Source organism: Janthinobacterium sp. PSRC1-1, assembly GCF_049897525.1.
Lineage (GTDB): Bacteria > Pseudomonadota > Gammaproteobacteria > Burkholderiales > Burkholderiaceae_D > Janthinobacterium > Janthinobacterium tructae.
Genome location: NZ_JAFCWK010000022.1, coordinates 17,523 through 38,890, shown reverse-complemented (window position 1 = coordinate 38,890; position 21,368 = coordinate 17,523). Strand labels below are relative to the sequence as shown.

At 64.3% G+C, this 21,368-nt stretch carries 22 protein-coding genes and 1 tRNA gene; 5 read left to right on the top strand and 18 right to left on the bottom strand.

Annotation, left to right across the window (positions count from 1 at the left end):
* The first annotated feature begins 430 nt into the window (after positions 1-430).
* Positions 431-1,099, top strand: a complete 669-nt coding sequence (locus tag ACP7DW_RS28140) for a uracil-DNA glycosylase (protein ID WP_426057665.1) — start codon at positions 431-433, stop codon at positions 1,097-1,099.
* 180 nt (positions 1,100-1,279) lie between these two features.
* Here ACP7DW_RS28140 and ACP7DW_RS28135 read toward each other — a convergent pair whose 3' ends face one another.
* The 4 genes from ACP7DW_RS28135 to ACP7DW_RS28120 form a co-directional block, all read right to left on the bottom strand.
* The gene (locus tag ACP7DW_RS28135) at positions 1,280-3,433 is read right to left on the bottom strand and encodes a TonB-dependent receptor (protein WP_426057666.1); all 2,154 of its coding nucleotides are present in this window, start codon (positions 3,431-3,433) and stop codon (positions 1,280-1,282) included.
* 99 nt (positions 3,434-3,532) lie between these two features.
* Positions 3,533-3,871: a hypothetical protein gene (locus ACP7DW_RS28130; RefSeq protein ID WP_426057667.1), complete on the bottom strand. Its 339-nt coding sequence runs from the start codon at positions 3,869-3,871 to the stop codon at positions 3,533-3,535.
* Between the two features lie 67 nt (positions 3,872-3,938).
* Positions 3,939-4,760 carry a helix-turn-helix transcriptional regulator gene (locus ACP7DW_RS28125; protein ID WP_426057668.1) on the bottom strand — a complete coding sequence of 274 codons (822 nt, stop codon included), beginning with the start codon at positions 4,758-4,760 and terminating at the stop codon, positions 3,939-3,941.
* Entirely contained in the window at positions 4,750-5,295 is a 546-nt protein-coding gene (locus tag ACP7DW_RS28120) for a YbhB/YbcL family Raf kinase inhibitor-like protein (RefSeq protein ID WP_426057694.1), read from the bottom strand. Before ACP7DW_RS28120 ends, ACP7DW_RS28125 begins: the two co-directional genes overlap by 11 nt.
* Before the next feature lie 217 nt (positions 5,296-5,512).
* Here ACP7DW_RS28120 and ACP7DW_RS28115 point away from each other — a divergent pair, with 217 nt between their 5' ends.
* A complete protein-coding gene (locus tag ACP7DW_RS28115; RefSeq protein ID WP_426085182.1) occupies positions 5,513-6,670 on the top strand; it encodes a PepSY-associated TM helix domain-containing protein in 1,158 nt (385 codons plus the stop codon).
* Positions 6,671-6,760: 90 nt separating this feature from the next.
* Positions 6,761-7,183, top strand: a complete 423-nt coding sequence (locus ACP7DW_RS28110) for a PaaI family thioesterase (RefSeq protein WP_426057670.1) — start codon at positions 6,761-6,763, stop codon at positions 7,181-7,183.
* A 2-nt stretch (positions 7,184-7,185) separates the two neighbouring features.
* Here the strand turns inward: ACP7DW_RS28110 and ACP7DW_RS28105 are convergent, their stop codons facing one another.
* The 7 genes from ACP7DW_RS28105 to ACP7DW_RS28075 all read right to left on the bottom strand — a co-directional run bounded on the left by ACP7DW_RS28105 (position 7,186) and on the right by ACP7DW_RS28075 (position 12,185).
* Complete coding sequence (locus ACP7DW_RS28105; RefSeq protein ID WP_426057671.1) at positions 7,186-7,881, bottom strand: anti-sigma factor; 696 nt, start codon at positions 7,879-7,881, stop codon at positions 7,186-7,188.
* Positions 7,878-8,468, bottom strand: coding sequence for a sigma-70 family RNA polymerase sigma factor (locus ACP7DW_RS28100; protein ID WP_426057672.1), 591 nt, complete (start codon positions 8,466-8,468; stop codon positions 7,878-7,880). Before ACP7DW_RS28100 ends, ACP7DW_RS28105 begins: the two co-directional genes overlap by 4 nt.
* Positions 8,469-8,565: 97 nt before the next feature.
* On the bottom strand, positions 8,566-9,087 hold the full coding sequence (locus ACP7DW_RS28095) for a peroxiredoxin family protein (RefSeq protein WP_071080117.1): 522 nt from the start codon (positions 9,085-9,087) through the stop codon (positions 8,566-8,568).
* A gap of 86 nt (positions 9,088-9,173) precedes the next feature.
* A complete protein-coding gene (locus ACP7DW_RS28090; RefSeq protein WP_426057673.1) occupies positions 9,174-9,860 on the bottom strand; it encodes a BON domain-containing protein in 687 nt (228 codons plus the stop codon).
* Complete coding sequence (locus ACP7DW_RS28085; protein ID WP_298409541.1) at positions 9,853-10,449, bottom strand: phosphoheptose isomerase; 597 nt, start codon at positions 10,447-10,449, stop codon at positions 9,853-9,855. The genes ACP7DW_RS28090 and ACP7DW_RS28085 overlap by 8 nt, the downstream gene beginning before the upstream one ends.
* 57 nt (positions 10,450-10,506) lie before the next feature.
* Positions 10,507-10,866 (bottom strand): YraN family protein, encoded by a 360-nt coding sequence (locus ACP7DW_RS28080; RefSeq protein WP_298409539.1) that lies wholly within the window; start codon positions 10,864-10,866, stop codon positions 10,507-10,509.
* Positions 10,867-10,877: 11 nt separating this feature from the next.
* Positions 10,878-12,185 carry a penicillin-binding protein activator gene (locus tag ACP7DW_RS28075; RefSeq protein WP_426085183.1) on the bottom strand — a complete coding sequence of 436 codons (1,308 nt, stop codon included), beginning with the start codon at positions 12,183-12,185 and terminating at the stop codon, positions 10,878-10,880.
* A 60-nt stretch (positions 12,186-12,245) separates the two neighbouring features.
* On the opposite strand from ACP7DW_RS28075, the gene rsmI reads away from it, so the two are divergent.
* Positions 12,246-13,154: a 16S rRNA (cytidine(1402)-2'-O)-methyltransferase gene (gene rsmI, locus ACP7DW_RS28070; protein WP_426057675.1), complete on the top strand. Its 909-nt coding sequence runs from the start codon at positions 12,246-12,248 to the stop codon at positions 13,152-13,154.
* A gap of 37 nt (positions 13,155-13,191) precedes the next feature.
* Here the strand turns inward: rsmI and ACP7DW_RS28065 are convergent, their stop codons facing one another.
* Positions 13,192-13,794 (bottom strand): hypothetical protein, encoded by a 603-nt coding sequence (locus ACP7DW_RS28065; protein WP_426057676.1) that lies wholly within the window; start codon positions 13,792-13,794, stop codon positions 13,192-13,194.
* A 214-nt stretch (positions 13,795-14,008) separates the two neighbouring features.
* Here ACP7DW_RS28065 and ACP7DW_RS28060 point away from each other — a divergent pair.
* Positions 14,009-14,085: transfer RNA gene (locus tag ACP7DW_RS28060), tRNA-Pro, on the top strand.
* Positions 14,086-14,253: 168 nt separating this feature from the next.
* On the opposite strand, the gene ACP7DW_RS28055 is transcribed toward ACP7DW_RS28060, so the two are convergent.
* The 6 genes from ACP7DW_RS28055 to bioF form a co-directional block, all read right to left on the bottom strand.
* A complete protein-coding gene (locus ACP7DW_RS28055) occupies positions 14,254-15,177 on the bottom strand; it encodes a hydroxymethylglutaryl-CoA lyase (RefSeq protein WP_426057677.1) in 924 nt (307 codons plus the stop codon).
* Between the two features lies 1 nt (position 15,178).
* Complete coding sequence (locus ACP7DW_RS28050; protein ID WP_426057678.1) at positions 15,179-16,111, bottom strand: 2-hydroxyacid dehydrogenase; 933 nt, start codon at positions 16,109-16,111, stop codon at positions 15,179-15,181.
* 10 nt (positions 16,112-16,121) lie between these two features.
* Positions 16,122-18,149 carry an acetyl/propionyl/methylcrotonyl-CoA carboxylase subunit alpha gene (locus ACP7DW_RS28045; RefSeq protein ID WP_426057679.1) on the bottom strand — a complete coding sequence of 676 codons (2,028 nt, stop codon included), beginning with the start codon at positions 18,147-18,149 and terminating at the stop codon, positions 16,122-16,124.
* Between the two features lie 162 nt (positions 18,150-18,311).
* Positions 18,312-19,358 carry a biotin synthase BioB gene (gene bioB, locus ACP7DW_RS28040; protein WP_141171161.1) on the bottom strand — a complete coding sequence of 349 codons (1,047 nt, stop codon included), beginning with the start codon at positions 19,356-19,358 and terminating at the stop codon, positions 18,312-18,314.
* 32 nt (positions 19,359-19,390) lie between these two features.
* Positions 19,391-20,182, bottom strand: coding sequence for a dethiobiotin synthase (gene bioD, locus ACP7DW_RS28035; RefSeq protein ID WP_426057680.1), 792 nt, complete (start codon positions 20,180-20,182; stop codon positions 19,391-19,393).
* Positions 20,172-21,368: an 8-amino-7-oxononanoate synthase gene (gene bioF, locus ACP7DW_RS28030; protein WP_426057681.1), complete on the bottom strand. Its 1,197-nt coding sequence runs from the start codon at positions 21,366-21,368 to the stop codon at positions 20,172-20,174. The genes bioD and bioF overlap by 11 nt, the downstream gene beginning before the upstream one ends.

The following is a 21,368-nucleotide window of genomic DNA, read 5'->3' as shown; positions in this document are numbered from 1 at the left end:
CAGTGCGATACCACAGCATTCATCATCATGGCAGTGTCCTCCTGTCCCAGTTAGATGATGTTTGCTACAAAGAGTGCAGTTTTTTATCTCATCTGTGACGACACACCTTTAAAGGGGTGTTTCTAAGAGCCTATCCCAGTAGGGAGCGTCTTCTGCTGGCAGCGCATCAGGAGCGCGGACAAGGCGTGAGGAGGACGCGTGGCGAGCCACGCGACGACGATCAACGCAGTCCCCGCTTCTGAGGGGCGCCAGCAGGGGATGTATTCATCTACTGGGATACGCTCTAAGTAACCTTGCGCCACATCAAAGCCACCTGCTCACGCCGGTGGCTTTTTTTTGCCTGTTCGTATCGTGTCCACTTCATGCGGCTGAGCGTCCTATACTGGCATGCTGAAAAAGCATGGTGGACGAATCGGCTATGAGGTGACGCATGGACGTACGCATCGACGCATCGTGGAAGGCGCGGCTGGAAGGGGAATTCGCCCAGCCCTACTGGGAACGCCTGACGACCTTCGTCAAGGCGGAATATGCGGCGGGGCCGTGTTGTCCTCCCGGTAAAACCATTTTTCGCGCGTTCGATCTGACGCCGTTCGAGCAGGTGAAGGTCGTGATCCTGGGGCAAGATCCGTATCACACGCCCGGCGCGGCCATGGGCTTGTGCTTTTCCGTGCCGGAAGGCCATCCCGCGCAGCCGAGCTTGCAAAACATTTTCAAGGAATTAGCCACGGACATGGGCGTCGAGCGCACGCGCACGGATTTGTCCGACTGGGCGCGGCAAGGCGTGTTTTTGCTCAACAGCGTGCTGACGGTGCGCGCCGGGGCGGCCGGCTCGCACGCGGCCAAGGGCTGGGAAAAGCTGACGGATAGCGCGATTGCCCACCTGTCCGCCGAGCGTGAGCACCTCGTGTTCCTCCTGTGGGGCGGCTATGCGCAAGCCAAGCGCAGCCTGATCAATCGCGGCCAGCACCTGGTGCTGGCGGCGCCGCACCCATCTCCCTTGTCGGCCAGCAAAGGTTTCTTTGGCAGTAAGCCGTTCAGCCAGGCCAACGCGTATTTGCAGGCGCATGGCCAGACGCCCGTCGCCTGGGGCGATGGCTGATTCCTGACGGCAACCGACAGCGGCAGGCGTTGCACCCTGCCGCTGTCTTCGCGCGACTTACAACAGCTGGACAGAACCGTAGCGAGCGGATGTGCGGCGTGGCCGAGAAGCGCAGCTGTGCTTTAGCACAGTGAGCATCGGAGGCCGCGCCCCACGCCGCGCAGTAGGTACTGTCAGGTGTTAAAAACTGGTGGACAGGCCTGCATAGATGCTGCGGCGGGCGCCATACTGCGGCGCCCCCACGCCCACGCCGGAACCGTCGCGCAGCAAGTACGACTTGTCGAACAGGTTGACCAGGGCCAGGCGTCCTTCCACCTTGCCCACGGGCGTGTTTTTCCACGTGTGCGTGAGCGCCGTGTTGACGGTGAAGTAACTGGGCAAGTGGCCGGAATTGGGTGCGCCGCCGTCCGGCGTCATGCGCAGGCCGCTGCCGTACAGGAAGTCAGCGCTCACTTTCGAATCGCCGAAGTGATAATGGCCGCCACCTGACAGCGTGTATTTCTGGTCATGATCGAGGTAGACATAGTGGGAGCGGATGGTGTTCAACTCATCGGCGCCAAACAGGGCCTGGCCCGAATTGATGTTGCGTCCCTGGGCCTTTTGCGTGCTGGCGTTGAGGAACAGGCCCCAGTTTTTCTCGCTGTAGATGGCGGACAATTCCAGGCCCTTGGCGTAGCCATCCGCATAGTTGAATGGCGTCAAAATCAATGCCTGGCCGAACTGGCCTTCGTCCAGCAGGTTGTTGATCTTTTTATAGTACACATCGGCCGTCACGGTCAGTTTTGAACTCACCTGGTGGCTGATGCCCACGTCATAGTAGTGCGTGCGTTCGGCCTTGACGTTGTCGGACTGGCCGATTTCCGGCGCATTCGTCGTGTTGGCGTACAGGTCGATGCTGGCTTGCGCCGCCAGTTCCTGCGGCGGCGGCGTGAAGTAGCGCGAATAGCCGGCGTGCAGGGCCGTGCCCGGCGCCAGTTGATACGCCAGATTCACGCGCGGGCTCCATTGCTGCTCGCTCGTGTAGGCCGCAACCTTGTCGAAGCGGGCGCCGTAATTCAGGGTCAAGGGTTTGCTGATATGCCACTCATCCTGCAGGTACACACTGGCCAGGGTGCCCGTCTTGCCGCTGTTGTCGGCAATGCTGATCGGCGTGGTAGCGCTTTGCGCGCCGTCCATGCTCGGGAAGACGGCCACCGTGTTGTCGCTCGTCGTCTTCTGGCGCGTGTAGGCCAGGCCCGCGCGCACGGTGTGGTCCTGGTGCAGCTTGTAGCTGATGTCGAATTGCGCGCCGGAAGCGTTGTTGGCGCGGCGCGAGTCGGAAGCCACGCCGTTGTAGATCAGGTCGCCGATGGCGTCGGGCGTGAAGTGCAGTTCCGAATACTGGTGGAAGGCCGACACCTGATAATTGAGGTCGCCCAGGCTCTTTTGCAGCGACAACACGAGGAAGCGGTTCACCTCGCGCTGGTTTTCATTCAGCTGCGACGACGGCAAGGTGGACGTGCCCGCCTGCGCATCGCTGTGGCCGGCCAGCGAGAAGGCCGGCGCCTGGTCCGGATTGTTCGGGATCTGGAAGCGGCCGTTATAGGTGCCGAACATGGCGCCCAGACGGGTATTGTCATCGAGGAAATATGACAGGCTGCCGAACGATTTGTTCTGGCGCGTCTTGTCGTGCAGGGCGCTGCGCGTATCCTGCGGGTTTTCCACGCCCAGGGCGTTGCCCAGGTAGCTGCCGGACAGGTAGTAATTGAACTTGCCGACGCTGCCGAAAAATTCGGCACTGGGCTCCACATGGTCGTGGCTGCCGACCATGACGCCGATGCGCCCGCCCGGCGTCAAGCCGCCCTCCTTCGTTTCGATGTCGACGATGCCGGCCGTGCGCAGGCCGAACTGGGCCGGCAAGGCGCCCGTCATGAAATCCGTCTTGTCGATCAGGCGCGTGTCGATCGACTGGCCGAAGCCGCTGATGCTTTCCGGCAGCTGCACGCCATTGATGCGATATTGCACGTTGGCATGGTCGTCGCGCACGTGCAGGGCGCCCGAGCCCTTCGAATCCTGCGACACGCCCGGCAGGCGCAGCAGCACTTCATTGAAGGGCGTGTTGTCGCCCTGGCCCAGCATGTCGACCATGTGGCTGTCGATGCTGTAGATGGTGGTGCCGACTTTGGGCGACAGCTCGATGCGCGCGCTTTTCAAATGGGCGGAGGTGACTTCCACTTTTTGCATTTCTTGTGGCGCGGCGTCCGTCGCAGCGGTGGCTTCGGCGGCATGCGCGGAAGCGGTAAACAGACTGGCAAGGGCGAGCGACAGCGCGCTCAGGCGTGGAGTGTGTTGCATGATAAACCTCGAAAATAGTCAACGCCAGGCGGCCCGGCGCGCATACGGAGGACGCGGCGCGCGGCGGGGCAGCCTGAAAAAGGGAAAACGGCGTGGGAACTACAGCGAGGCGGCAGGCGGGCCGCGTACGGGCGGCAGAATGCGAGCGGCGATGGGCGCCAGGGTGGCGGGTGCGATGGCCAGCAAGCGGTATGGCAATAACTGGGCGGGCGGCTCGGTGATGGCCGGCGGCACGGCGAGATCGGCCACCTTGTCGATGACGGTGGCGCACAGCGCGCACTCTTCCGCGTCGAGCGTCGTCTTGTGCAGGTGCGAAGCGGCCGTCGACAGCAGGAACACGAGGGCCAGCGCACTGAACAGGGCCACGCACAGCTGCCACGGCGTGCGCGCAAGGGCGGACGCCGGGGTAGGCTTGCGGGATGGCTGGCGGGAAGACATGGGCGCATAGTAGCAAGAAAATCGCCCCGCTGTCAGCGCTTGTTGCGTGATTTGCGCCAGAGCGCGCTTACAGGGTGGCGCGCAGCTCGCGCGGCGACAGGCCGTAGTGCTGGCGGAAACGGGCCGCGAAGCGCGATGGCGAGGCGTAGCCGCAGGCGGCCGCGATGTCGCCGATGGGCAAGATGCCCGATTGCAATTCCTGCAAGGCCAGTCCCAGGCGCACGTCTTCCAGGATGGTGCGGAAATGCCGTTGTTCCAGGGCCAGCTGGCGGCGCAGGGTGGACGCGCCCAGATGCAGTTGGGCAGCCACCTTGGCCACGCTCCAGTCAGCGCCCGGGTCCAGCAACAGCACTTGTTGCACGCGCGCGGCCAGCGGATCGCGGCGGTCCAGCAACAATGGGCCGCAATGGCCGCCCAATGCCAGGGCCAGCAGCAAGCCTTCGGCCTGGTGCGCCAGCAGCGCGGGCGGTGTGCGACCCGCCAGGCTGGCCGTCAGCTGGTCCCAGGCCAGCGCCGCGTGCACGTCGAGCGGCACGCACAGGCTGGCCGTGGTGGCCTGGCGCAGCTGGGTATCGACGAGGCCGCCATGGCGCGCGCGGAAACGGGCGATCAGGGCTGGTGAAAAACTCAGCACTTCGGCCCGGTAGCCTTGCGTGCCGGGCAGGTTGGCCACGCCCAGTTCCTGTCCCGCCGGCATCAGCACCACATCGCTGGTGGTGGCGCGCACCTGGCGCGCGCCCCATTCCAGCAGTTTGGTTCCGTGCCGCACGCGGCACAGGGCGCTCTGGAAGACGGGCACGCGGCGCAGGGTTTGCGCGCGGCGCGCCTCGATGGTGCCATGCGCGATGCGCAGCTCGCTCAGGGCCACCGCCTCCATCTCATCTGCCATACAATCCCGTCAGCTGTGCCTTGCCCAGCGCATTGGCGTTGAGCATGTAACCGAGCATCGCGCCGCTGGCGTGCTGGTCCAGCGGCAGCTTGTCCACGCCCAAGGCCCAGACGGTGATCTGATAGCGGTGCGCCTTGTCGCCGGGTGGTGGGCAGGCGCCGCCGTAGGCGCTGTCGCCGAAATCGTTGCGTCCTTGCATGGCGCCGGTGGGCAAAGTGGACGTGGTCGTTCCCGCAGCCAGGGACGTGGTGTTGGTTGGGATATTGAACACGCTCCAGTGCCACCAGCCGCTGCCCGTGGGCGCGTCGGGGTCGTACACGGTGATGGCATAGCTTTTGGTGCCGGCCGGGGCATTGCTCCACGACAATTGCGGCGCCAGGTTGCCGCCCGTGCAGCCGAAGCCCTGGAACACTTGCGTGCTTGCCAGGGTCTGGCCAGGGGCGATGTCGGCGCTGGTGAGGGTGAAATCGGCGGCGTGGGCGCCCAAATGCAGAGCCAGGCCCAGCGTGACGGCGAGGAAGCGGGAGGTAGTCATCATTTTCCTTTCGATAAGTATAGGGGAAAGTGTATGCCGTGCAAGCTGTACCCGCGATGCCGATGCGCTCGACGATGGTGCCGAAACGCTCGCTTTTACCCGAATCCGGCCTTGCCATGAGCGTGTTGTCTGGTTTTCCCCTTTCTTGAAGCGCATGATTTTCACTGCGCGGCTTTCATGCTATCGTTCCGCAGCCCAAAATTTCCCCAAAGTTTCCATGTCCCAATGCTCGATCAAGTGCTTGCTCAGCAAACTGCATCTGTATGCGGGGCTGTGGTTCGGCGCCCTGTTCGTCCTGCTGGGCTTGACGGGCTCCGCCATCGCCTGGCTGCCGGAGATCGATGCGTATCTGAATCCTAATTTGCTGCAGGCGAGCACGCCCGCGCCTGGCCAGGCCTTCCAGGTGACGCCGCGCACGCTGCAGGCGGTGGTGGACACTCTTGCGGCCGACCCCGCCTACGGCAAGCCGAGCCAGCTTAATCCGCCCGCCGATGCGCGCGACGTGTACGTGGCGTCATACCGTCAGGCCGGCAAGCCTTCCGTCTTCAGCCAGGCCATCGTGCGCCAAGTGATGGTCGACCCCTATACCCTGCAAGTCAAAGGCGAGCGCGACTGGGGACGCTTTGGCCTTTCTCGCCCGCTGCTGATGTCGGGCATGTTTCATTTGCACCGCTACCTGCTGACGGGCGACGCGGGCAAGACCATTACGGGGATTTCCGGCGTGGCCCTGCTGCTGATGGCGCTCACCGGCATCTATTTGTGGTGGCCGCGCCTGCAGTGGACGGCGATCAAGCGTGCGCTGACTGTGTCGCATGGCGGTTCCTGGCCGCGTTTTCATTACACCTTGCACAAGGCGGCGGGCTTCTTTGCCGCGCCCGTGCTGGCCGTGCTCGCCTTTTCCGGCATCTATTTCAATTTGCCGCAATTGATCGTGCCGCTGGTGGCGCTGGTATCGGCGGTGCCGGACACGGCAAAATTGAACAATGTGGCGCAGGATGGCGCCCTGCTAGACGCGGGCCAGGCCATGGCCGCCGCGCAGCGGCTGTATCCGCAGGCGCGCGTGTCGCGCATCGTGCTGCCGGCCAAGAAGGACCAGCCGTATGACGTGCGCGTGCGCCAGCCCGGCGAGATCGCCCACGGCGACGGCGCCACGCGCATCACCCTGGACGCGCGCAGCGGCTTGCCCCTGCGCATACGCGATCCCTTGCGGGCGCCGGCCGGCGATGTTTTCCTGGGCTGGCAATTCCCCCTGCATTCGGGGCAGGCCTTCGGCGTGGCCGGGCGCGCCTTCATCACGGCCTTCGGCCTGATGCCCTTGCTGTTCCTGCTGACGGGCAGTTTGGTGTGGTGGAAACGGCGGCGCGGCCGGAAATAAGCGGCCGCCAAACCGCTGCGGGGAAAGTTGCTATCATCATAGTATTTTCCGGCGTAGCCATTGCCCGGATTCACCCGCACAAGGACCAGCATGAGCCATCCCGACATCACCGTAGCAATGTTGAATGAACGCGGCACAGGCCGCCTGCCCGGCCACCTGGGCATCGTCATCACGGCAGTGGGCGATGGCCAGCTGACGGCGGAATTGCCCGTGCTGCCGCATTTGCTGGCGCCGAACGGCTATTTGCACGCGGGCAGCGTGGTGACCCTGGCCGACACGGCGTCCGGCTATGGCTGCATCGTCAACCTGCCCGAGGGCGCGAACAACTTCACCACCATCGAGCTCAAATCGAACCACCTGGGCACGGCCCGCGAAGGCACGCTCACGTGCACGGCCAAGGTCGAGCACAAGGGCCGCAACACGCAAGTGTGGGATGCCGTGGTGAAAAGCAAGGAAACGGGCAAGACGATCGCCCTGTTCCGCTGCACGCAGATGATTCTGTATCCCAAATAAGCTTACATTTTTACCCAGTTACCTTTATACAAAACCGGTCCCGTCGGTCCGTTCGGATTCGGCGAACCGCCTTTCGGCTCCAGGGTGACGGCCAGCAGGGCCACGTCGTTGCCGATGGCGCGCTGCGACAGGGCCAGCGTCACGTTGCCCTTGTCGGCCAGCAAGCCCAAGGAGCGCGGGTTGCCGCTCTTCGGCACGGCCCACAGTTCCAGATCCTTATCACTTGGCACGGGCGCGTTGCCCACCATGCGCACTTCGAGGGCGCCGTGGCGGCTGTCGGCCGTCAGCAGCAGGGCCGTTTGCGCTTTCTCGTCCGTCAGGCTGGCGACATAGCTGATCTGCGGCGCGTCCAGCATGCGCGTGGCCACGACGATCACCAGCAAGGCGGCGATGGCGCTCGAGGCCATGCCCAGACCACGCCAGAACGACAGCGCATCGCGCCATGGCGACCAGCGGCCCTGCGGCTTCAGGTGCAATCGCTGCTCGATCTGCTGCCACACGCGCTTGGGCGGCGCCATGGGCGTGGCAAATTCCGCCATCGGTTCCAAACGCTGGCGCCATTCGGCCGTGATATTGCGCAGATCGGCATCGTTGTGCAGCCAGCCTTCGAAACGCCGCCGCGCGCCCCCTTTCAAGGTGCCCAGCACGTATTCGGACGCCAGTTTCTGGCGCAGGCTGTCATTGCCGCGGATATTCATGCTGCCTCCCGTTTCGCCAGGCACGTGCGCAGCCGTTCCAGGCTGCGGCGTATCCAGGTCTTCACGGTGCCGATCGGCAGCGACATCTGCTGCGCCACTTCGCTGTGCGACAGGTCGTGATAGAACGCCAGGGCCACCACCTGCCGGTGCAGCCCTTCCAGGGCCGACATGCAAAACGCCAGCGCCTTGGCGTCACCGCTCAGTTGCAGCGATTCGATCGGCGTGGCCTGGGGGTCTCGCAGTGCATTCATGACTTCGCTATCAAACTGGTCGGCATCGATTTCCACGGTATCGTCGCTGCGCCGCAGCACATCGAACGCCTTGTTGCGCACGATGGTGGCCATCCAGGTCATCGGCGCGGCCAGATGGCTCTGGTAAGTGGCGGCGTTGTTCCAGATGGCGACGAAACCCTCTTGCAAGGCTTCTTCAGCGAGCTCTTGCTTATGCAATATACGCAGCGCGAAGCCAAACAGTTTCGATGAGGTGGAGTTATATAGCTGACGGAACGCGGTGGCGTCCTTGTTGCCGGCGGCGAGCAGCCAGGTTTTCAGTTGTTGCGGGTCGAGCGATTGAGCGGCGAGGGACACGGCTGGCCTTCACAAGGGGATTGGGATCACGCAAGGGAAGGTTATAACAGCTTGGCAACACCTGGCAACAGGGTTTTGTGCGGTGCTGGGGACTGAATCAGCCGGCGATGGCCTTTTCCAGGAGTTTATGCAGTTCGGCAAACTCGGGCTTGCCCACGTAGCGCTTGAGGATCTTGCCCTGCTTGTCGAGCACGAAGGTGGTGGGCGTGAGGGCCACGTCGCCATAGGCCTTGGCCGCCTCGCCCGTCACGTCGAGCGCCACCTTGAACGGCAGCTGGCGCGTTTCGGCGAAATTGAGCACGTAGTTGGCCGGATCGTATTTCATGGCCACGGCCACGAATTCCAGGCCCTGCCCCTTGTACTTGTTGTAGGTGTCGACCATCTCCGGCATTTCTGCCACGCAGGTGGTGCACGAGGTGGCCCAGAAATTGACCATCACCACCTTGCCGCGCAGGCTGTTTGAGGTGATTTTCTCGCCATGGATGCCGTGGAAGGTCACGTCCGGCGCGCTTTGCTTGTCATTCAGCGACAGATAGCCGGCTGCCGCCACGCCCGCCACGAAGACGGCGATCAGGGCTGGCTTGATCCAGGACTTGCTTGCGGAGGGCGAAGTTGACATGGCAAAGTTTCACTAATGTAGAGCAACGATGCGGCCATTATAGTCGCATCATCACTCAGGCGCCGTAGGCCGGATGGGGGAGGATCTTATTGCTGGACCGTATCGCTGACCGTGTTCGTCGTGCGCTGCTGCGGCGGGTCGGGCTGCAATTGTTTCAATTCCGCTTCCGAAATGTAGTCGAACAGCTTGACCACTTTCTGCACGCCGCCCACGCCGCGCGCCACGTCGGCCGCGACCGTGCCTTCGCGCTGGGTAACGCGGCCCATCAGGAAGACGGTGCCGTTTTCCGTGACGACCTTGAACGAGGCTGCCGAGATGGTTTTCATGTCGACCAGGCTGGCCTTGACCTTGGCCGTGAGCAGCGCGTCGTTCGAGCGCGAGGTGTAGCTGGCCGGGCCGGCGATGATCAGTTCATTGGCCACCGATTCCACGCCCTCGATATTGCGCACTTCGCGTTCGACGGCATTTTTCATCGCCTCATCGCGCACTTCGCCCGTCAGCAGGACGCGGCGGTTGAAGCTGGTGACATTCACATGGCCCACGTCGCCGACGATGGAGGGGATGCGCGACTCGCCTTTCAGGGCGATCGACTTGTCTTCGGTCTGCGCGCCCAGGGTGCGGCGGTCCGCTGCGGCAACGCCGCCCATCACTGCGCCGCCGACCATCAGTTCGATGCAGCCGGTGAGCGAGGTGAGCATGGCGCCGCACAGCAATGCGGTAGCCAATGGGCGTTGTACGCGTTTCCAGCCTGGGCCAGTACCGAATTTAGTCATTCACGTCTCCTCCGAATAGCGCGACGTCGATGCCGTCGCAGATGCAATGTATGGTGGTCAGATGGACTTCCTGGATGCGCGCCGTGCGCTCGGCCGGCACGCAGATATGCACGTCGGCGTCCGTCAGTATCTTGCCGATGGCGCCGCCATCCTTGCCCGTCAGCGCCACGACGCGCATTTCGCGCTCGAGCGCCGCTTCCACGGCGGCCAGCACGTTGGCCGAATTGCCCGACGTGGAGATGGCTAGCAGGATGTCGCCGGCCTGGCCGAAGGCCTGCACCTGCTTCGAGAAAATCTCGCGGTAGCTGTAGTCATTCGCCACGGCCGTCAGGATCGAGGTGTCCGTCGTCAGCGCCAGGGCCGGCAGCGGAAAGCGCTCGCGTTCGAAGCGTCCCACCAGCTCGGCCGCGAAATGCTGGCAATCGGCGGCGGAACCGCCGTTGCCGCAGGCGAGGATCTTGTTGCCGTTGGACAATGCATAAAACATCAGGTCGATCGCCTGTGCAATGGGTGGCGCCAGCACGGTAGCGGCCTGGATCTTGAGTTCGGCACTTTCGTGGAAGTGCGAGAGGATGCGTTGATTATTCATAGTCTGCCGATTATAGTGCAGGCGCGCGGCATGGCGAACAAGCACTGTTAAAAATGCTTACATATCGAGGATGTTCCGCAGCCAGCTGATGTGCCCGCCATCGATGGCCAGCGCATCGAAGCGGCACGGCGGCAAGGCCTTTTGCCCCTGCAGCCAGGTTTGCGCGGCCACCACCATGCGCCGCTGCTTGGCCGGCGTGATGCTGGCCAGGGCGCCGCCGCAGGCTGCACTGCTGCGTAGCCGCACTTCGACGAAAACGATGCAGGCGCCATCGCGCATGATCAGGTCCAGCTCGCCGCCCTTGCACAGATAATTGCGTTGCAGCAGCACCAGGCCTTGCAGCAGCAGATACGCGAGCGCATCGTCTTCTCCCTGCCGTCCCCGTTCCCGTTTGTTCCAGAAAGCGAAGGGCGGCATGGCGCATGTCCTTACTGTACCGGTGGCGTGGCCGGCGCGGCCGGTGGCCAGGTGCCCAGCACGCCCTGCTGGTAAGTGGCGGCTTGTTCCGTGCGTTCGAACACGCTTTGATCATCGTCAAAGCGCACGGCCAGACGGCCCGTCACGCCATCGAGCGTGAACGGCGCGTTCGGGCGCAACGCCACTTCGCGCGCCACGCGGAAGGCATCGATGCCTAGCGCATACAGGCGTTCCATGTCGGGCGTCAGGCGGACGTCGCCCGCCTGCGGCGGCTGCGGATACACCATCACTTGCGGATGGTCGCGCTGGACTTGCCATGGCAAGTCCAGCAGGCGCGCGCCGTCGAGCTCGGGGCCGCTGGCGCCGCGCCCGGCACCGGGATTCAAGGATGAGGTGCCATACAGGGGCAGATCGCTGCCGATGGCCACGCGCAGCTGGCGCGCCTGGTCGGCGTCAAGCGCGGCGAACAGCAGGCCCGGCGGCGTCGCGGCCAGGCGCGCGCGCAGCTGCACCAGTTCCGCATCGCTCAGGTAGCCATTCGTGGCGGTCAAGTCCATCACATCGACTTTGCCGCCCTGGCGCAGCCATTCCTGCTTGAAGGCGGCGCTGATGCGGCGCTGCGAGGCCGAACCGGCCGACAGGATCAGCGCGCTGGCGCCCGGCTGTTCGCTGGCGGCCCAGGCGGCGACCTGGCGCGCTTCCGCCTCGATCGACAGGCCCATCACCAGCAGCTTGGCCGGCAGGCGCGCTTCGCCGCGGTTGTCCGGGTGGTTCAGGGCGATCGTCGGTTTACGTACCAGGTCGCTGTTCGCCACGGCCGTCACGGCCGAGCGCGACAAAGGACCTACGACGACGTCCTGTTCCTCCTGTGCTTGCGCAAACTTGTTCAGCACGTCGCTGCTGCCGTCGCCCGTGTCGATCACCGTCACTTCGAAGCCGCTGCGGTCGCGCTCGTATGCGGCCATGAAGCCGGCGCGCAGCAGTTCGGCGGCCGGGCCCAGCGAAGCCGAGCGCAGCGGCAGCAGCAGGCCGATGTGGTGGACCTTGCCGTCGGACGGCGCCGGCGCCGTGGCGGCCGGCATGTCGAGTGGCGTGCCGGTCGCCGGTTTGGTGGTGATGGGCGCCAGCGGCGCGCCGTTGCCGTCGTACGCGGTAATATCGGGCACGGCCACGGCAAACGTCACCGGTTCGGGCGCGGGCGGCTTGGGCGGCACGGGCGGCGGCAGCGGCGTCGGTGGCGGCAGCGCCCTTGTGTTAGATTCAATAGGCGCGCACAATTGCCCGGGCGCGTCGCAAGGCGTGCTGCAAGCGCTCAGCATGCCGGTCGCGGCACAAACAAGCAGTAACTTCACACTATTAGCAAGCATTTAACCTCCAAAATGACCGTACAAGAAATCAGTTCCATCGCCAGCCTGCCCATCATGACAGAGGCGGCGCACCAGGTCTATCCTATCGCAACATTGTATATAGTGGCCACGCCGATCGGCAATGTGACCGATATCAGTCTGCGCGCGCTGCATTTGCTGAGCATTGCCGACGCCGTCGCCTGTGAAGATACGCGCAACACGGCGCACCTGCTGACGCGCTTTGGCCTGAACAAGCCGTTAATTGCGGCGCATCAACATAACGAACGCGAAGTGGCGCAGACGCTGATCGCCCGCCTGCATGCCGGCGAGCGTATCGCCCTCGTCGCGGACGCGGGCACGCCCGCCGTGTCCGACCCGGGCGCGCGCATCGTCGACGCCGTGCGCGCGGCCGGCTTGCGCGTGCTGCCCCTGCCCGGTCCGTCGGCGGCGATCACGGCCATCTCCGCCAGCGGCTTGTTGAATGACCAGTTTTACTTTGTCGGCTTCCTGCCGGCGAAGGCCAAGCAGCGCGAAAACATGCTGCACAGCCTGCGCGGCGTGACGGCGACGATGGTGTTTTATGAAGCGCCGCACCGCATCCTCGATTGCGCCACGGCCCTGGTGGAAGCGTTCGAGCCCACGCGCCAGGTGGTGTTCGCGCGCGAACTGACGAAAATGTTCGAAGAAATCCACCGCTGCCCCCTGTCCGAAGCGGAAAGCTGGATCCGTGCCGACGCGCACCGCGAAAAGGGAGAATTCGTCGTGCTGCTGGAGGGCGCGACGGAGGCGCAGGACGCGGAAGACGTGGAAGCGGAACGCATCCTGAACATTCTATTGGCCGAATGCAGCGTCAAGCAGGCGGCCAATCTGACGGCGCAAATCACGGGGCGCAAGAAAAACGCCCTGTATGAACGGGCGTTGCAGTTGAAGGGGCAGGAATAGTTTATCAGGCATACCCAGTGGGTTTGTTGTTAAATTATCACCACTTGCAGCCGCTATCCTTCTTGTCGAGCAACATCAGCACGGGCGCCAGCAAGCCTGCGCCTGCATAGGCGGTGCGGCAGTCGCCGCGCTTGCCTTGCGCGATATCACGCGCCAGCTGGGTTTCCGTTTGCAGCGGCTTGTCGGGGATTTGCCCCACGGCCGTGCCTACCTTGGACGGGTCGCGTTCGCCGGCCATCTTGCGCGCCGTCTTCCTGGCCGCTTCCATGTCGAACTTTGGCGTCTCCGGGGTTTCTTGCCTGAAGGTATCGGCACTGACCGCTGGCGTGGCCGGTGAGGCCGGCACCACCGTGATGGCTTGCGGGCTGGCCGCTGGCGCCGAGGCCGCCGCTGGCGTTTCCCGGGCAGTGGCGAGTTTCGGCTTGCTGACCGGTTTTGCTTCGCGCTTCGGCTTGATGACCTCGACAGGCGGCGGAGGCGGCTTGGCGGCCAGCGGACGTATCCACACGGCGATCGACTCCACGCGCGACGCCGTGTCCTGCGGCACGGTCGGCTGCACATGGCGCCACAGAGTGATCAAGGCGCCATGCAGCAGCAAGGATACGGCGAGGCCCAGCGCGATGCCGCGGCGGTTCGGCATAGGCTGGCCACCGCCGCTTCCGCCGTTTCTTTCAATACTGAAATCCATTGCCGTCGTCGCCTTCATGTCTGATCGGGAAAACTTGCAAACCGAGTGTCGCATACTTCAATCGTTTTGAAAAATACATGGCTTCAAGTGCCGCGCGTAAATAATTTACATAGAGTTTCACCTGACCCTTGACCGAAGTCGATACGGCCTGTATTATCTTGGTCTTCGGAGTGTGGCGCAGCCCGGTAGCGCACCTGGTTTGGGACCAGGGGGTCCAAGGTTCGAATCCTTGTACTCCGACCAAATTTGTAGAAAAAAACCCAAGAGTTTCGACTCTTGGGTTTTTTTTCGTCTGTACGGTTCACGCCGGTCGGGTAGGTCGGGTTAGCGCGTAGCGCGTAACCCGACAACATTGTTGGCCATGTCCCTGGTGGCGTCGGATTACGCGCTTGCGCGCTAATCCGACCTACCTCAAACAGCGGCGCGTTTCGCCGCGATGGCGTTGCCCGCCCGGCTAGTCCCCTTGCGTCCCAGCTGCTGCGCAATGAATTGCCCCGCGTCCACCACCAGGTCCAGGTCGATGCCGGTGTCTATCCCCAGTCCCTGCATCATGTACAGCACGTCCTCGGTGGCCACGTTGCCGGTGGCGCCCTTGGCGTAGGGGCAGCCGCCCAGGCCCGAGACGGACGAGTGATAGATCGCGATGCCCGTTTCCAGGCTGGCGTAGATGTTCGCCAGCGCCTGGCCGTAGGTGTCGTGGAAGTGGCCGGACAGGCCTTGCACATGGAAGGCGGCAATCGCGCGCTGCATCACCGCCTGCGTCTTGCGCGGCGTGGCCACGCCGATGGTGTCGGCGATGTCGATCTCGTCGCAACCGAGGTCGCGCATGCGGCCCACCACGTCGGCCACGGCGTCGAGCGGCACTTCTCCCTGGTAGGGGCAGCCGAAGGCGCAGCTGATGCTGCCGCGCAGGCGCAGGCCGTGTTCCTTGGCCGCCTTCGCCACGCCTTCGAAGCGGGCGATCGATTCGGCGATCGAGCAGTTGATGTTCTTTTGCGAGAAGGCCTCGGAGGCGGAGCCGAAGATCACCACTTCATCGGCCTTCGCCGCCAGCGCCGCCTCAAACCCCTGCATGTTCGGCGTCAGCGCCGAATACATCGTGCCTGGGCGGCGTGCGATCTTTTCCATCACTTCCGCGCTGGTGGCCATCTGCGGCACCCATTTCGGCGAGACGAAGGACGCCGCCTCGATATTGGCGAAGCCCGCCTGCGTCAATCGGTCGACCAGTTCGATCTTGACGGCGGCGCTGATGGTGTCCTTTTCGTTTTGCAGGCCGTCGCGCGGACCCACTTCGACGATCTTGACCTGCTTGGGCAAATGCGGTTGATTGCTCATCTCAATATCCTTGCAAACGGTTGACGATGCCGGCGACAGAGTCTCCGGCGTGCAGGCGGCGTATCTTGGCGGCGATTTGCGCCACGCTTTCGCGGCGCAGGGTGGCCGCCGAAATATGCGGCGTGATGGTGATACGGGGTTCTTGCCAGAACGGGTGCTGCTGCGGCAGCGGCTCGTTGCGGAACACGTCCAGCGTCGCCCCGGCGATATGCCCGGAGCGGATCAGGGTCAGCAAATCCGGTTCGGCGAGATGCGCGCCGCGCGCCACGTTGATGACGTAGGCGCCCGGCAGCAGCATCGACAGGCGCGTGCGGTCAAGCAGGTTGTGCGTCTCCGGCGTGAGCGGCAGCATGCACACCAGCACGCGCGTGCCGCGCAAGAATGCATCGAGCCCCTCCTCGCCCGCAAAGCACGCTACGCCATCGATGTGCTTCTGGCTGCGGCTCCAGCCGCGCAGCGGGAATTCGAACTGCGCCAGCGCTTGCAGCACGCGCGTGCCCAGCACGCCCATGCCCAGCACGCCGACGGGGAAATCCATCTTGTCGAAGGCGGGCAACGGCTGCCAGATGCCGGCGCGGCCCTGCGCCTCGTAATCGTCGAAACGGCGGAAGTGGTGCAGCACGGCGTGGCTCACGTATTCGGCCATCTGCACGCCCATGCCCGCATCGTCCAGGCGCACCAGCGGCACGTGGACGGGCAGCGCGTCGCCAAATTTCAACAGCGCGTCGACGCCGGCACCCGTGTTGAAGATGGCTTTCACGCAGCCCAGTTCCGGCAGCATGGCGGCGGGCGGCTGCCATACGACGGCGTAATCGCATGGTTCAACCGCTTCGCCTTCGCGCCAGAAGACAATCTCGGCTTCGGGCAGCAAGTCCTTGAAATCGGCGATCCACGCCGCTTGCTTGCCGTCCGCGCGTTGTAACAGGATGCGCATGTGCTTACCTCTATGCGGCGGCCTTGAAGGCCAGCAGCGGCGCGCCATCGGCCACCTGGTCGCCGACCGCATACAGCACGTCTTCCACCAGGCCGTCATGCGGCGCGGCGATCGTGTGCTCCATCTTCATCGCTTCCATGATGACCAAAGGCTCGCCCTTCTTGACGTCCTGGCCTTTGTTGACCAGCACGGCGACGACCTTGCCCGGCATCGGTGCCGTCAGGCGTCCGCCTTCCGCTTCCACTTCACCCGCATGCGCCATCGGGTCGCTGTAATGCAGGGTGTGGTGCAAGCCGCTGGTAAACACGTGGAACTGCTCGCCGTCGCGCAGCACCGTGCCGTGTACGGCACGTTCGCCCAGCTTGATGTGCAGCTCGTTGCCTGTGCGCGCCGTCAGGGTGAGGGGCTGGCCGTTGAACAGCCAGCCATCGGTTTTATAGGCGATGCGCGCGGCATAGGCTTTGCCCTCACCGGCCAGGATGAATTCGTCGGCAAACGCCAGGCTGCGTCCCAGGGTGCTGTTCAAGCGCCAGCCCAGGGCATTGCCCCACGGGTCGGCGCGGTTGGCCGACTGCGCCTCGGCCGCGGTTTTTTCTTCCAGCAGCAGGGCGACGGACGCCAGCGCCAGGGCCGTGTCGGGCGCCGCCTGCAGGGCGGGGAACAGCGACGCCTGATTGCGCTCGATCAGACCCGTGTCGAGGTCGGCGCTGGCAAATGCCTGGCCTTCGACCAGACGCTTCAGGAAGGCGATATTGCTGGCCAGTCCGACGATCTGGTATTCCGACAGCGCCTGCGCCATGCGCGCCAGCGCTTCGCGGCGGTCCGCGCCCCAGACGATCAGCTTGGCGATCATCGGGTCGTAGAACGGAGAGATGGCGTCGCCCTCGCGCACGCCCGAATCGATGCGCACGGCGGCCGGAACGACCGTGCCACCGAGCTCGAACGTGACGGCCGATGGCGACTGCATGTGGCGCAAGGTGCCGATCGACGGCAGGAAGCCTTTTTCCGGATTTTCCGCATAGATGCGCGCCTCGATGGCGTGGCCGTGGATCGTCAGTTCGCTTTGTTTTTTCGGCAGTGGCTCGCCAAAGGCGACACGCAACTGCCATTCCACCAGGTCGGTGCCGGTGATCATTTCCGTTACCGGATGCTCAACCTGCAGGCGCGTGTTCATCTCCATGAAGTAGAACGAGCCATCCTGGTTGGCGATGAATTCCACCGTGCCCGCGCCCACATAGCCGACGGCCTTGGCGGCGGCGACGGCCGCCTCGCCCATGGCCGCGCGGCGCTCCGCCGGCATGCCTGGTGCCGGTGCTTCTTCCAGCACCTTCTGGTGGCGGCGCTGCACCGAGCAGTCGCGTTCGAACAGGTAGATGCAGTTGCCGAGCGTGTCGGCGAACACCTGGATTTCGATATGCCGCGGACGCGACAGGTATTTTTCGGCCAGCACCTTGTCGTCGCCGAAAGAGCTGATCGCTTCGCGCTTGCACGAGGCCAGTGCGGCCTTGAAGTCGGCGGAATGCTCGATGACGCGCATGCCCTTGCCGCCGCCGCCAGCGGACGCCTTCAGCAGCACGGGGTAGCCGATCTTGTCGGCTTGCGTGTGCAAAAAGTCCGCATCCTGATTCTCGCCGTGGTAGCCGGGCACCAGCGGCACGTTGGCCTTTTCCATCAGCGACTTGGCGGCCGATTTGGAGCCCATGGCGCGCATGGCGGACGCCGGCGGGCCGATGAAGACCAGGCCTGCAGCATGGCAGGCGTCGGCGAAGTCGGCGTTTTCTGACAGGAAGCCATAGCCGGGGTGGATCGCCTGCGCACCAGTGGCCAGCGCCACGGCGATGATCTTGTCGCCGCACAGATAGCTTTCCTTGGCCGGCGCGGGGCCGATCAGGACGGCTTCGTCGCACACGGCGACGTGCTTGGCGTTGGCGTCCGCCTCCGAATACACGGCGACGGTCTGGATGCCCATGCGGCGCGCGGTGGCGGCGACACGGCAAGCGATTTCGCCGCGGTTGGCGATCAGGATTTTAGTGAACATGGTCTCTCTCTATTCTCTCAAAAAGTGGCAGCTGTCTCTTGTCATGGACGTTGTGTGCTGGCGTGTCGGCTTACGCGCTTTGCGCTAAGCCGACCTACGCATTGGTGAGGCGGTATTCGTAGGTCGGGTTAGCCGGCACGGCGTAACCCGACAAGGCTGTCATCAGCAGCCGCACTTCTCTTTCTGCACCGAGTCCAGCATGGCGCCGCGCGTCTGCAAGCCCAGTTTGCCGAGCAAGACGCGGTCGTCTTCCGCTTCCGGGTTGTCGGTGGTGAGCAGCTTGTCGCCGTAGAAGATGGAGTTGGCGCCAGCCAGGAAGCACATGGCTTGCACGGCTTCGCCCATCTGGCGGCGGCCCGCCGACAAACGCACGCGCGCCTTCGGCATGGTGATGCGGGCGACGGCGATCGTGCGCACGAATTCAAATGGATCGAGCGCTTCCAGGCCGAACAAAGGCGTGCCTTCCACCTGCACCAGGTGATTGACGGGCACCGATTCCGGATACGGATTCAAATTGGCCAGTTGGGCGATCAGGCCCGCGCGTTGCAAGCGCGTTTCTCCCATGCCGACGATGCCGCCGCAGCACACTTTCAAGCCTGCTTCGCGCACGCGGCCCAAAGTGTCCAGACGGTCCTGGTATTCGCGCGTGGAGATGACGTTGTCGTAGAACTCGGGCGCCGTATCGAGGTTATGGTTGTAGAAGTCCAGGCCCGCGTTTTTCAGGCGGTCCGCTTGCCCCTCTTCCAGCATGCCCAAAGTAGCGCAGGTTTCCAGGCCCAGCGCTTTTACCTTGGTCACCATCTCTTCGACTTTTTCCATGTCGCGCTCTTTCGGGCTGCGCCAGGCGGCGCCCATGCAGAAGCGCGTGGCGCCATTGGCTTTCGCCTGGCGCGCCGCGTCGAGCACCGTGTCGATGTCGAGGATTTTTTTCGCTTCCACGCCCGTGTCGTAGCGGGCCGCCTGCGGGCAGTAGCCGCAGTCTTCTTCGCAGCCGCCGGTCTTGATCGACAACAGGGTCGCCAGTTCCACGTCGCCATCGGGGAAGTTGATGCGGTGGGTTTGCTGGGCCTTGAACATCAGGTCATTGAATGGCAGGTCGAACAGGGCCAGCACGTCGGCGACGGGCCAGGTGGCCGCTTCCGGCACGGTGATGCGCGCCGCAGGGCGGTGCAGTTCGACGGTTTTTGCTGCTTCTTGGACGTGAGACATGTGATTCCTTCGCTTCTATTTTTTGGAGACGTTTAAGTGTTGGGGTGCTGCGCCGGCCAGTTGGGCAAGCCGGTGAAATCGAGATACGCCGCCGCCGCTGCGGCAGTGGGCTGCGCCAGGCGCGGCACCCTGCCCAGCAGCGGCGCCGGGATGCGCTCGATCAGCGCATCGATATTTTCGTCGAGGAAGCGCATCTCCACTTCCAGGGTGTTGGCGACCCAGCCGATCACTGTCAGGCCGCGCGCTTCGATCGCTTCCACCGTCAGCAAGGCCTGGCTGATGCAGCCCAGACGCATGCCGACCACCAGGATCACGGGCAGATCGAGCTGCTGCGCCAGGTCGGCCGAATCAAAACCGGGCGACAGCGGCACGCGGAATCCGCCCACGCCTTCGACCACCACGGCGTCCGAGGCGGCGGCGATTTCCAGGTAGGCGGCCAGGATCGGCACCGACTCGATGCTGACGCCTTCGAGCGCGGCGGCGATGTGCGGCGCGGCCGGCTCCTTCAGCATGTAGGGCGTGGTGATATTGCGCAGCATGGTGACGTTGCCGGCGGCGATCAGGCTGTCGGCGTCTTCATTATGCAGTTCGCCGTCGCGCATCTCGGCGCCGGCGGCGACGGGTTTCATGCCGCAGGCGCGCACGCCGCGCGCGACCAGCGCGTGCAGCAGGGCCGACGAGGTCAAGGTCTTGCCGATTTCCGTGTCCGTGCCGGTGACGAAACAGGCAAAGCGCGATGGCAGGCCGGCAATGGCCGGAGCCGGCTGCACGGCCGGTGCCAGGTCCGCCAGCACTGCCGCCACGATAGGGTCATCAAGGCTCATGGCGTATCCTTTCCAGGGTGTTGATTGCATTGATCAATTGCGCCACTTCCTGCGCCGTGTGGCCGGCCGACAGGGTCACGCGCAGGCGTGCCGATCCTGCTGGCACGGTGGGCGGGCGGATGGCGCCGACCCACAGTCCCTGCTCGTACAGGGTGGCGGCGATGGCCAGCATGGCCGCATTTTCGCCGATGATGACGGGCTGGATGGCGGACAGCGACGGCAAGGCTTGCCAGTGTTGCAGCTGCAAGCCCTCGTTCCATTGCGCCACCAGCGCCGCCAGGTGCCTCCGACGTTGTTTTCCTTCCTCACCGGCGATGATGTCCAGGCTGGCCAAGAGCGCATGCGCGAGCGCGGGCGCGGCCGCCGTGGTGAAGATGTAGGGGCGCGCCTTCTGGATCAGCGTGTCGATCACGGCTTCGTGCGCGCACACAAAGGCGCCACCCACGCCGGCCGATTTGCCCAGCGTGCCCACGTAGACCAGGTGCGGCGAATGCAGGTCGAAGTGTTCCAGCGCGCCACGGCCATTGGCGCCCAGCGCGCCGAAACCGTGCGCATCGTCGACCACCAGCCAGGCGCCATAGCGCTCGCACAGGGCCAGCAGCGCGGGCAGCGGCGCCAGGTCGCCATCCATGCTGAAGATGCTGTCGGTGACGACAATTTTCGTTTTCGATGTGCTTGCCGCCAGCAGGGCCGCCAGGGCATCGAGGTCGGCGTGCGGATACACGCGCGTCTTGACGCGGGCCAGGCGCGTGCCGTCGATCAGCGAGGCGTGGTTCAGCGCTTCCGAAAAAATCTCCGTGTCCGCATCGCCCGCCGCCAGGGCGGTCAGCACAGCCAGATTAGCCATGTAGCCCGTGCAAAAATACAGGGCGCGCGCCGCTTCCAGGTTGGCGCCGACGAAATCGGCGAGCTTCTCTTCCAGCTGCGCGTGGGCGCGGCTGTGGCCACTGATTAGGTGCGAAGCGCCGCTGCCGGCGCCATACAGGTCCGCGCCCTCTTTCAGCGCGGCGACGATGCGCGCATGCGACGCCAGGCCCAGGTAGTCATTGCTGCAAAAGGCCAGCATGTCGCGGCCGTCCACCGTCAGGCGCGGCGCGCACGGCGTGTCGACGGTGCGGCGGCGGCGGATCAGGCTGCGCTCTTCCAGCCCTTGCAGCTGCTGTTGTAATCGCGCGATCAGTTCCAT